This window comes from Moorena sp. SIO3I6 (genome assembly GCF_010672095.1).
On sequence record NZ_JAAHHU010000175.1, the window covers coordinates 1 to 10,742 of the forward strand.

The window sequence follows — 10,742 nt, forward strand, 5'->3', positions numbered from 1 at the left end:
GGAGCAGATAATTTGCGCTCGCTGTTGTGTTTTACTCAAGCAGTGCGACTTCATTCGTGGTCTGACCCATTTTCATTGGTGGCAGGCAGCCAAGGCTTAACGATAACTATTTAACCGGATTTGATATTATAACTTAATATAATGGTCATTGTCAATACCTAAAAAGGGCTCTCAACAATGCTTATCCATGCTTATCCATAGCAGACCTACCAAGCACGCCTAGAGCGGGGGGCTTACCGTAAAATAATTAGTTATATATAATTAACAATCAAAGATCATAAAAAATTATGATTGTCTACTCCCTAAGGAATAAATTTAGGGGAGCATTTTGGGACAAAATTCTGAAATCTATATAAATTAAAGCATTCAACGATCCATATCGGCATTGCAAACATTAGAATAATGCAGTGAAACCTTGAAGCTGCGAGTGTTGCAGCGATTTTTTTGTTGAAAACCCTGGTTGGATGATCTGAAAAACAAGGAGATTTGAATGAATAAGGGTGAATTAGTTGATAAAGTGGCGGAAAGAGCTACTGTAACCAAAAAACAAGCGGATGCAGTACTAACGGCTACGATAGAAACGATTATGGAAGCAGTGTCTGAGGGTGATAAAGTCACCTTAGTGGGCTTTGGTTCCTTTGAATCCCGGGAGCGTAAGGCTCGTGAGGGTCGCAATCCCAAAACTGGTGAAAAGATGGAAATTCCGGCAACTAAGGTTCCAGCCTTTTCTGCTGGTAAGGTTTTTAAAGAGAGAGTTGCACCACCGAAGGAGTAATCGCTGATTCACTCAGAAACTTGTCCTTGAAACGACCAAGTCACGGGGGAAATTTAGCCTGGGCAGCAGCACTGGCTAACTGTCCTCCTTCCTTAATTCTTGATTTTTCTGCCAGCATCAATCCTCTTGGTCCCCCTAAAAGTGCGATCGCAGGGATTGAGTCTGGGCTAGATAACCTGGTAGCTTATCCTGACCCCAATTACGCCGAGCTGCGGCAGTGTTTGACGCAACTGCATCCAACCCTGCCCCCAGACTGGATTCTTCCAGGTAATGGCTCAGCCGAATTATTAACTTGGGCTTGTCGCGAGCTATCAGAACTAGATGAAACCTTGATAATTACTCCAGCATTTAGGGACTACCAACGGGGACTGAAGGCATTTGGAGCAAGAATTAGGGAGTGCCCCCTAATGAGGGAACTCTCGACACCTAGTGTCAGATTGGGAGATGGGGAGATGGGCAGGGAAATTGATTCTTTGATGCCCTTACTCCCTGACTCCCTTACTTCCTTACTCCCACAAGAGGGGACTCGAAAGGGTTTGCTGCTGAATACCCCCCACAATCCCACAGGTCAATTGTTTACCTCAGAAGCAATTGAGCCTTATCTGAAGCAATTTGCTTTGGTGGTTGTGGATGAGGCTTTCATGGATTTCCTGCCTCCTGAGCAGGAGCAAAGCCTGATTCCTTTAATTGGGGATTATCCGAACTTGGTAATTTTGCGATCGCTTACCAAGTTTTACAGTCTTCCTGGACTCAGACTCGGTTATTGCATCGCCCACCCTGAGCGACTTCAACGTTGGCAGCAGTGGCGGGACCCTTGGCCAATCAATACCTTAGCAGCGGCAGCGGCAGCGGCAGTGGTTCAGGATAGAGCATTTCAACAGCAAACCTGGGATTGGTTAGCACCAGCGCGTAAGCAACTGTTTCAGGGACTGGCTAAGTTACCTGGTCTTCAACCTTACCCCAGTGCAGCTAACTTCTTGCTAGTCCACTCAGAAAAATCCACGTCACAGATCCAAGCACAACTACTCCAACACCATCGGATTTTGATCAGAGATTGCCTAAGCTTCCCGGAATTAAGCGATCGCTTTTTCCGGGTCGCTGTACGTACACAGGCAGATAACCAACGCTTACTAACAGCTTTAGACGCTATCTTGATAAGTTGAAGGTTAGAAGGTTAGAAGGTTAGAAGGTTGAAGGTTGAACGCGTAGCGTGGCCTTTTGGCCAAGGTTGAAGGTTGAAGGTTAGAAGGTTGAAGGTTGAAGGTTAGAAGGTTGAAGGTTGAAGGTTAGAAGGTTGAAGGTTGTTCGCGTAGCGTGGCCTATTGGCCAAGGTTGTTCGCGTAGCGTGGCCTATTGGCCAAGGTTGTTCGCGTAGCGTGGCCTATTGGCCAAGGTTGTTCGCGTAGCGTGGCCTATTGGCCAAGGTTGTTCGCGTAGCGTGGCCTATTGGCCAAGGTTGTTCGCGTAGCGTGGCCTATTGGCCAAGGTTGTTCGCGTAGCGTGGCCTATTGGCCAAGGTTGCTGGCCGTAGGCGTCTGTTGTCGCGTAGGTTAGATGGTTGTTCGCGTAGCGTGGCCTATTGGCCAAGGTGAAGCGGCTGTAACCTGTAACTTTCAACCGGCTAACCGGCTAACCTGTAACCTGTAACTTTCAACCTGTAACCTTTAACGTTCAACAGGCTAACCGGCTAACCTGTAAGTTGTAACCTGCTAACCTTCAACTATTGGAAGAATGACCGTTGACTATGACCTAATTATCATTGGTGGCACTCCTGCTGGTGTCTATGCTGCTGTTACGGCTGCTGGTTTAAATGCTCGTGTGGCTCTGGTAGACCCTCAGCAAGGACAAAATAGTTGGCTAGCACAGGGGACTATTTACACCAGAGTATTAAGTGAGATGGGGCGTAAGCTTGAGCAGATGCGTGACGCTGCTCAATTGGGTATTCACCCTCAAATAGATGATTTAACCGAACCCGTCATGTCACAGACCGGGTTTCCATCCCTACCACTAACTGAGGTGATGGAATGGGCTAATCTAGTGGTTGCCAACTGCTCAGAACAGAATTCTTCAGCTATTTTAGCTACTTTAGGGATTGATCTAATCACTGGTGAGGGGGAATTTTGCCGACTGCCTCACCTCGGTTTTGTAGTCAACAACCGACGTTTGCGGTCTCGTGCCTATCTGATCGCTACTGGCTCTCGCCCAGCTATTCCCGATATCAAAGGGTTACAGACCATAGACTATTTCACACCAAAGGATATCTGGCACAAAGTGTTGAAGGTTGGAAGGTTGAAGGTTGAAGGGGAGTTGAAGGTTGAAGGGGAGTTGAAGGTTGGAAGGTTCAAGGTTGAAGGGGAGTTGAAGGTTGGAAATGAAAACCAGCAACCTAAAAACCAGCAACCCGATAATCAGCAACCTGAAAACCAGCAACCTGAAAACCAGCAACCCGATCACCTTGGCCAAAAGGCCACGCTACGCGAACAACCTTGGCCAAAAGGCCACGCTACGCGAACAACCTCCCAACCTTCAACCTCCCAACCTTCAACCTCCCAACCTTCAACCTCCCAACCTTCACTACCCAAAACCTGGGTAGTGATTGGGGATGAGCCTATTGCTCCAGAACTAGCTCAGACTTTAGCTAGACTCGGTTGTGAGGTAACGTTGGTGGTCAGTACTACTCGTATTTTGTTCCAGGAAGACCTAGAAGCATCTAGGCTCATACAAGCTCAGTTGGAAGCTGAGGGAATTCGAGTTCTGACGGATAGTCCAGTTGATCAGGTCAGAGAGATTGACGGGAAAACCTGGGTTCAGGCTGGTAATAAGGCCATTGAAGCTGATGCCATTTTACTGGCTACGGGTGAGCAACCCAATGTGGAATCCTTAAATCTAGAAGGGGTTGGGATAAAGTACACTCAGCAGGGTCTTCAGGTCAATAAGAAACTACAAACGACTAATCCCCGCATCTATAGCTGTGGCAAGATGGCTGGTGGTTATCCCTGTGCCCATATTGCCCAGTATCAAGCCAGCATTGCCTTGAAGAATGCATTGTTTTTCCCCTGCTTTAAGGTGGATTATCACGGGATTCCCTGGACAATCTTAACTGAACCCCAATTAGCACGGGTAGGTCTGACAGAAGTAGAAGCCAGAAAGCGCTATGGCAAGAATGTTTGGGTGATTCGAGAATATTTCAAAGAGTTAGATCAGGCTCAGCTCCTGGGGCAAACCACTGGGTATATGAAACTGGTAGTGCAGCGCAATGGGACAATTTTAGGAGCAACCATAGTTGGATCACACGCAACAGAATTAATCGGGGAAATTACCCTAGCGATTCAGCAGAAAATTAAATTGGGTATGTTGGCAAATCTCTATTATCCCTATCCCACCTTGTCAGAGATTTTTAAGAAAACAGCAATACAGTGGCAGCACCAACGAATTAGTCGTAATCAGACCTTAAAAAACTTTCTGGAAGGTTTCTTTAACCTACGCCGTAGTTGGTCAAAATGAATGTTGATTACCATTACTTCACGCTTAAACCTTAAACATTTAACAGTTAACATTTAAAATTTAACAGTCAACATTCAAGCTTCAACTTCTGCATTAAAATGACAGCAATCACCAAACCAAGTCAATTCCAGTACAAACCCCTGCACAAGCCTAACCAACTAATTTACGGTACAGGTCAAACGGCGGTAATTACTGGTTGGACGATCAAAGAAGCGATCGCAAAAAAGTTAAACCCTTCTGAGTTTGCTGTGGTCGGACAGTTATACAGTCCCACCCGGGGAATTAGCCTGCTCATTCGTAATCTCCTCGCTAATCCCCATGTCCGCTACTTGGTCATTCTCAACGCTACGAAGGAAGACCGAAATGCTGGCAGTGGGACTTGCTTGCTGGACTTCTTCCGCCATGGGGTTGAAGAAGGGACTAGTGATACTGGTCGTCACTGCTGGGTGATTCGCTCTTCTATAAAAGGGTATATTGACATGGAGATTCCCTTAGTCATCCTAGAACAACTCAGAAGGGAACTTTCTGTGGCAGAGGCTGATTCGATTACCCAAGCCGTTAGTCTGGTTAAGTCTTATGGCTCCAAAACTCAAGAGCCCTGGGGAAAATCGTTGGAATTTCCTATGGCCAATGATGTCGGGGCATCTGGCTGTGCCCCCCTAAAACCAGGACCGCGCTACGGACATCGCATTGAAGGACGAACGATAGCTGAAACTTGGGTTAAAATAATTCATCGCATTAAAACTACCGGCACAATTCGGCCCACGGGTTATGACGGATATTGGCAAGAGCTAATTGATTTAATGGCAGTAGTAACGGCAGAACCTCCTGAATTTTACTTTCCTCAGCCCAATTATTTACCATGCGATCGCGACTTTATTCAAGAATACATTCATCAAATCCTGGACGACGCACCCGTAGTAGAAGGAGTGAAATATACTTATGGTCAACGTCTACGTTCTTGGTTCAAACGTGACCAAATCGAGCAAGTCATCACCAAACTCATTGGTGAAATCGATGCAGCCAGTGCAGTGATGTCCCTATGGGATGTCAAAGACCATGAGAAAGGGGGTAGTCCTTGTCTGAATCACATCTGGCTGAGAGTTGTGGATAATGAATTGTCCCTAACTGCCACATTGAGAAGTAATGATATGTTTAGCGCTTGGGCAGCTAATGCCTTTGGACTAAGAGCACTACAGCAGTATATTACAGACCAAATTGGTAAGCGCGGGGGTATTCAATTAAAAATGGGACCGCTGATTACCGTTAGTCAAAGTGCTCATATTTATGATGATTGTTATGACTATGCTAATCGGATTATTCAAAATCACTATCAACAAATTATCAATTCAGAACAGAAACAGTATGCTGATCCCATTGGTAATTTCTTGATTGAAACGGAAAATACTGATATTATAGTGAAGCATACAACCCCTGGTAGCGGGGAAGTAATTGCTACGTATTCTGGTAAAAATGCCATGAGTTTATCTAGAAAAATTTGTAGTGATAATCCTTCAATACAACCTAGTCATGCGGTCTATTTAGGAATAGAATTAGAAAAAGCTATGATAGCTATAAAAGAAGATAAAAATTATCACCAATTATAGCATTTTTAATACTTATGATATACAAAATCCTGGGTATTAAGAATTAGGGAGTAAGGAGTGACCCATGGGAAAATTGACTGTACTTCATGACTAGGATAAGTTATTGATAAGCAGTTATTGATCAGCATCAACTATAGATAACCTAAAAAACGAGTTTGGTGTAAAAAATAACCAAAGATAGTTTGGTGAATAGTTCTTGGTAAAATGACAAGTTATAGCAACCACAGTAAAGGTTAAGACATGTTTCTATTTACTGTTCTCTTTTACCTGCTCCCTGTTCACTTAAAAAAGACGATGATAGTTTATGTCATCAACTAAACTGACATTGATATAAAATTGATCATTAACAACTTTAAAATTACCAATGACTAATGAAAGACCAAACTGGGATGAATACTTTTTAATGATGGCTAAGCTAGCAGCTACTCGCTCAACCTGTTTAGCCTTTCCTGTAGGAGCAGTGATTGTTAAAAACAATCAGATTTTAGCAACAGGTTACAATGGTCCCCCATCTGGCTCAAGTCATTGCACAGCTCAGGGATACTGCTATGCTGGACTAAGTAGCTGCGATGCGTCTCGTACCATGCCATCCCGAGCTGTTCATGCTGAAGCGAATGCGATCGCGTTTGCAGCTAAACATGGTATTGCCACTGCTGGAGCGACTATTTATGTCACCCTAGAACCTTGTGTATCGTGCTTGAAGTTAATCATTTCAGCTGGCATAAAGAAAGTTTTTTATGAGACTATCTTCAATAGTGGAGAGAAAGCTCTAGTTAGAGATCATTTTCTGAACGACGGCTTAGTTAGCCTAACCCAAATCCAGTTAAGTGAAGAAACAGCTAAACGAGCAGCTTCATTTCTCCTCAATCCAACATCTGTTACTAAATTGTCGGACAAAATTATTGAAAACAATTACACAATTATTAACGGTGACTAGCTCGATAATATAGCTCAATAATATTGTGATAATTTTTGTTCCCTACTCCCTACTCCCTACTCCCTACTCCCTACTCCCTACTCCCTTTGCTACATAACTTATGTCTTGGCAGCGTCCTGATCACCGACAAGCGGATCAACTACGTCCCATTTTGTTTGAGCGAGAGTTTACCCGCTATGCTCTTGGTTCCGTTTTAGCTCACTGTGGTGAGACCAAAGTACTTTGTACCGTGACGGTTCAGGAGGAAGTCCCCCGATTTCTCAAGGATACTGGCAGCGGCTGGCTAACCGCTGAGTATAGGATGTTACCAGGAGCAACACCGGAACGCCAAAGACGGGAACTTCTCAAGCTTTCCGGTCGAACTCAGGAAATTCAGCGGTTAATCGGACGTAGTTTACGGGCTGCTGTTGATCTCAAAGCCTTGGGCGAGAGGACCATTACGGTAGATGCGGATGTTTTACAGGCGGATGCAGGTACCCGCACTACCTCCATTACTGGGGGATATGTTGCTCTTGCGGATGCTGTGGATAAACTGGTTAAAACGGGAGTACTAGAGCGATCGCCTTTAATTCACCAAGTTGCTGCTGTCTCCGTCGGTTTATTGGAAGGTGAGCCCTTTTTAGACCTCAACTATCTCGAAGATGTGGCGGCTGAGGTGGATTTTAATGTAGTGATGAACGACCAAATGGGTATTATTGAGGTTCAGGGAACAGCGGAGTCAGGGGCTTATACTCGCCATCAACTCAATCAGTTGATGGACGTAGCAGAAAAAGGTATTAAGGAGTTATTAGAAGCACAGCGCTAGCAGAAACATAGTGCTGAGTAATGAGTAGGAACTCCTGCAACCTAGCTATTAATTTCCGGAAAATTCCGGAAATTACGGGGATTTGACCAGGTGTTAAGTTTCTGAGGCTGAGGATTCACTAATCATCGGTGACAAGTAAGCCACAATCGCACCGAGAAGAAAACCAATAATATTGCGCAATAGTGGCAAGTAATCAGATGTCCGTGTCACCACAGGTCCAATACCGAAGGCAATAAACAGAATACCCCAAAGTGGCGACAAAATCAAAGCCCATTGCCAAGCGAAAACCTGTTCCCGTTTGCGGGGGATAGCCGCAAATCCAAAAATCACTCCTCCGAGAGTAGAAGTAATTAGGGTCAGAATCCACTGTTCCCGTGGTAGTCCAGGTACCACCCGACATCCCCCTTGGCGCAGGCATTGCTTGACCGTATCTAGGGATTCGATAATGGATTGGTTTTCGCCATTATCCCGTACAAAGTAGAGATTACCAAATCGGGTTTGCAACTCTACCCAAAATGTCCGAGGAAGGAATTCATAGAGGGCATCACCCACGTTAAACCCTAGAATATTACCCCCTCGGGCGTCAGCAATCAGTAACACACTTTTGTCGTTAAGTCCCCAAAACTCTTTGACTGCCCGACCAGGGGTGCGGTCATATTGGGTCAAAACTCGGAGTTTCCAGCCAGTTTCCTCCTCAAAGCTTTCTAAATCTTCGACTAGTTTCTGCTCTTGAAGCTCTGGAATAAAGTTCGCTAAATCAATGACTGGTGTTTGAACCTCGGGCAGTAACTCAGGATTGTCGTAAGCCTTTGCCTCAGGAGCAATCGCCCACATAGAACAAGCTAGGAACAGTGCTGCCAGGGATACTAAAATTCGTTTTGGAAACAGATACTGCATAGTTATTTTCAACCGGCAATGGACAGTATGCTTATCTTTTAGATAAATAATCAAGTAAAACTAAGCATTTCTTTACACTTGTTTACTTTATTCTAATCTTGGTTGCGATCGCAAAATGTTCGATCGCTTTTAGCGGAAGCTTCGCTTCATCGCGTAGCGTGACCTACGGTCAATCTTGTACAGTACAGGGATGATTGACAGGGGTAAGTTTCTGACATCAGGGTCAAACAGGGAGTGTGGGAGTTGTGGGAGGTGTGAGAGGTGTGGGAGGAGAAGGGAGTGTAGGTTGGTTATATGTTGAATTGCCAGAACTATCTCCAGTTAGCGGCTGGATTCCATCAGGTGGGGATCAACAATAAACCTGTAGAATTAGAATCAGAATTAGGGGTTAAATTAAACAGTATTGTAGAGGGTAAAATAGCCAGGTAATGCAGTAATTACTTAAAATTGAGAGCGATATTCTTTTTACGATTGGCCATAGGCCACGCTACGCGAAGGTTTATAATAAGGTAAAAGCATTAGCAATTAAGAATAAAATTTAAATTACTAATTAACCTAATTAACCTAATTAACAATTCCCAAAGGATAATGGTAGAAACAATCGTAGCCCAAGATATTTCTCTGCCTCAATTGAAGGAAAAATTTGGACTAGAGCCCAATACAGAAGAGCAATTATTTCCAGAATGGCAAGAGGATTTACCGGAACTAAATGAGCTAGAAAAACAATGGCTAGATCGAGTCAAGGATGACTATCTTCACTTATCTGAGTATCCCATGGTAGAACCGATTGTCAAAATGGTGGTGCTATCCCCATTGTTGAGAATTGCTGATTTTTATCGCCCACCCTTCTATATTATTGCTGAAAAGGATGTACAAATTTCATCGGAAGATCAGGAAACGATTGTCAGGGGACGAATTGATATTTTGATTTGCCAACCTCAGTTTTGGATAGTGGTGATTGAAGCGAAACGAGCAGAATACTCTTTAAAGGTAGGGATACCACAAGCTCTAGCTTATATGTTGGCTAATCCTGAGCTACAAAAGCCTGCTTTCGGATTTGTCACGAATGGCGGTGAATTTATTTTTATAAAACTGATTCGACAAGATAAACTGCAATATGCTTTTTCTAATCAGTTCTCTCTGCTGAATCGTGGCAATGATCTATATACTGTCGCGAGAATATTAAAACACTTAGGTCAGTTAGTACGTCAATGACTGACAGCTGATAACTGTCAGCTCTGAGATAAACAAGGAAGTATAGCGCTTTAACATCAGATGTGAAAACGCTATAGTAACCATTGAAGAATTTTTAATTTTTAATTGCGCCCAGCGGTACTAGGTGGTGGAGATTTTTAATTTCTCTTGCCCAGCTTCCACATTTGTACAAGATGCGCGGATTTTTGCTACCAGGGTTCCGGATTAGAAGCCGTCCGCTAGACCTACTTCGCTTTTTATGTGTGCCCTTTACCGCTAACATCAATAATAGCTTAAAGCCGTCCTAAAAGGACGGGGCTTTAAACCAAAATTTTTTTGGTCATAGTATGCTGGCTAAGCATGGTTTTAATGCCAGACTTAAAAGGATTATAGTAAGGCATCAAAATGAGATACAACAAGAGATACTGAAATGCGATTCGGGCAAAGCCCGACGCTGCGCGAACGCATAAGTCTGTAAAGCTATTACCGATAGCACTTCAGTATTTATTCATGTCTCCTTTTCTCCATGTATATATACGCCATTTTGATCAAGCCACTTGTCAATTAATTCATTGACAACATCGCTCATGTCCCTGTCTTGCATAACACAAGCTGCTTTAAAGTTCTTTTTTTTATCTTTGGATAGATAAACCCGTATTGATTCTTCAGCCACTGTCCTACTACCAGTAAACAACTTTACTCCATTCTGGCATCAATGATTTTTTTTACAAAATTTATAAATTTATTTTCCCAGGGATGAGGTAGGATGGGAAAAGCCCGCGCGCCGACGCTTCAGAGTTCATCGGCTGGCTACTACTCGATTGTTCAACGGAGATAGCTACATTATGGCTTATCCACAAAACCTCCAGCCTTGGGCAGCGACTCCTCTAGTTCCCCCAACCCAATGGGTAATCATCGGTCGCTACCGCACTTGCTCTTATACAGAAGGATCCCGTCAGCGAATCCCTGACACCCAATTTGAACTCGTGTTTCGTTCCCATCTTCTCTAGATCAACTCAGCGC

At 44.0% G+C, this 10,742-nt stretch carries 12 protein-coding genes; 9 read left to right on the forward strand and 3 right to left on the reverse strand.

The annotated features are described in order from the left end of the window. Positions 1-490 precede the first annotated feature (490 nt). Together F6K49_RS29720 and cobD are read left to right on the forward strand one after the other, a co-directional pair. Entirely contained in the window at positions 491-775 is a 285-nt protein-coding gene (locus F6K49_RS29720) for an HU family DNA-binding protein (RefSeq protein WP_287251158.1), read from the forward strand. Positions 776-801: 26 nt separating this feature from the next. Continuing rightward, positions 802-1,938, forward strand: a complete 1,137-nt coding sequence (gene cobD, locus F6K49_RS29725; RefSeq protein ID WP_293028953.1) for a threonine-phosphate decarboxylase CobD — start codon at positions 802-804, stop codon at positions 1,936-1,938. 280 nt (positions 1,939-2,218) lie between these two features. Here cobD and F6K49_RS29730 read toward each other — a convergent pair whose 3' ends face one another. Beyond that, the gene (locus F6K49_RS29730) at positions 2,219-2,392 is read right to left on the reverse strand and encodes a hypothetical protein (protein ID WP_293028955.1); all 174 of its coding nucleotides are present in this window, start codon (positions 2,390-2,392) and stop codon (positions 2,219-2,221) included. A gap of 114 nt (positions 2,393-2,506) precedes the next feature. Between F6K49_RS29730 and F6K49_RS29735 the strand changes: the two genes are divergently transcribed. The 4 genes from F6K49_RS29735 to rph all read left to right on the forward strand — a co-directional run bounded on the left by F6K49_RS29735 (position 2,507) and on the right by rph (position 7,628). Then, positions 2,507-4,279: an NAD(P)/FAD-dependent oxidoreductase gene (locus tag F6K49_RS29735; RefSeq protein ID WP_293028957.1), complete on the forward strand. Its 1,773-nt coding sequence runs from the start codon at positions 2,507-2,509 to the stop codon at positions 4,277-4,279. Between the two features lie 98 nt (positions 4,280-4,377). Next, positions 4,378-5,886 carry a thymidylate synthase gene (locus tag F6K49_RS29740; protein WP_293102395.1) on the forward strand — a complete coding sequence of 503 codons (1,509 nt, stop codon included), beginning with the start codon at positions 4,378-4,380 and terminating at the stop codon, positions 5,884-5,886. A 364-nt stretch (positions 5,887-6,250) separates the two neighbouring features. Beyond that, positions 6,251-6,823, forward strand: a complete 573-nt coding sequence (locus F6K49_RS29745) for a dCMP deaminase family protein (protein ID WP_293028962.1) — start codon at positions 6,251-6,253, stop codon at positions 6,821-6,823. Positions 6,824-6,923: 100 nt separating this feature from the next. After that, a complete protein-coding gene (gene rph, locus F6K49_RS29750; RefSeq protein ID WP_293102398.1) occupies positions 6,924-7,628 on the forward strand; it encodes a ribonuclease PH in 705 nt (234 codons plus the stop codon). A 93-nt stretch (positions 7,629-7,721) separates the two neighbouring features. On the opposite strand, the gene F6K49_RS29755 is transcribed toward rph, so the two are convergent. Continuing rightward, positions 7,722-8,525 carry a TPM domain-containing protein gene (locus F6K49_RS29755; protein ID WP_293039015.1) on the reverse strand — a complete coding sequence of 268 codons (804 nt, stop codon included), beginning with the start codon at positions 8,523-8,525 and terminating at the stop codon, positions 7,722-7,724. A 236-nt stretch (positions 8,526-8,761) separates the two neighbouring features. Between F6K49_RS29755 and F6K49_RS29760 the strand changes: the two genes are divergently transcribed. Both F6K49_RS29760 and F6K49_RS29765 read left to right on the forward strand, forming a co-directional pair. Further along, positions 8,762-8,884 (forward strand): hypothetical protein, encoded by a 123-nt coding sequence (locus F6K49_RS29760; protein ID WP_293102401.1) that lies wholly within the window; start codon positions 8,762-8,764, stop codon positions 8,882-8,884. Positions 8,885-9,113: 229 nt separating this feature from the next. After that, complete coding sequence (locus F6K49_RS29765; RefSeq protein ID WP_293067070.1) at positions 9,114-9,740, forward strand: type I restriction endonuclease; 627 nt, start codon at positions 9,114-9,116, stop codon at positions 9,738-9,740. A 487-nt stretch (positions 9,741-10,227) separates the two neighbouring features. Here F6K49_RS29765 and F6K49_RS29770 read toward each other — a convergent pair whose 3' ends face one another. Beyond that, positions 10,228-10,392: a plasmid partition protein ParG gene (locus tag F6K49_RS29770; RefSeq protein ID WP_198954017.1), complete on the reverse strand. Its 165-nt coding sequence runs from the start codon at positions 10,390-10,392 to the stop codon at positions 10,228-10,230. Positions 10,393-10,564: 172 nt separating this feature from the next. Here F6K49_RS29770 and F6K49_RS29775 point away from each other — a divergent pair, with 172 nt between their 5' ends. Continuing rightward, positions 10,565-10,729, forward strand: coding sequence for a hypothetical protein (locus F6K49_RS29775; protein WP_293028936.1), 165 nt, complete (start codon positions 10,565-10,567; stop codon positions 10,727-10,729). The last annotated feature ends 13 nt before the right edge of the window (positions 10,730-10,742 follow it).

Coding starts and splice junctions, on each gene's coding strand:
- F6K49_RS29765 (WP_293067070.1), top strand. CDS start 9,114: ATGGTAGAAACAATCGTAGCCCAAGATATTTCTCTGCCTCAATTGAAG.
- F6K49_RS29735 (WP_293028957.1), top strand. CDS start 2,507: ATGACCGTTGACTATGACCTAATTATCATTGGTGGCACTCCTGCTGGT.
- F6K49_RS29745 (WP_293028962.1), top strand. CDS start 6,251: ATGACTAATGAAAGACCAAACTGGGATGAATACTTTTTAATGATGGCT.
- rph (WP_293102398.1), top strand. CDS start 6,924: ATGTCTTGGCAGCGTCCTGATCACCGACAAGCGGATCAACTACGTCCC.
- F6K49_RS29755 (WP_293039015.1), bottom strand. CDS start 8,525: ATGCAGTATCTGTTTCCAAAACGAATTTTAGTATCCCTGGCAGCACTG.
- F6K49_RS29720 (WP_287251158.1), top strand. CDS start 491: ATGAATAAGGGTGAATTAGTTGATAAAGTGGCGGAAAGAGCTACTGTA.
- F6K49_RS29775 (WP_293028936.1), top strand. CDS start 10,565: ATGGCTTATCCACAAAACCTCCAGCCTTGGGCAGCGACTCCTCTAGTT.
- F6K49_RS29740 (WP_293102395.1), top strand. CDS start 4,378: ATGACAGCAATCACCAAACCAAGTCAATTCCAGTACAAACCCCTGCAC.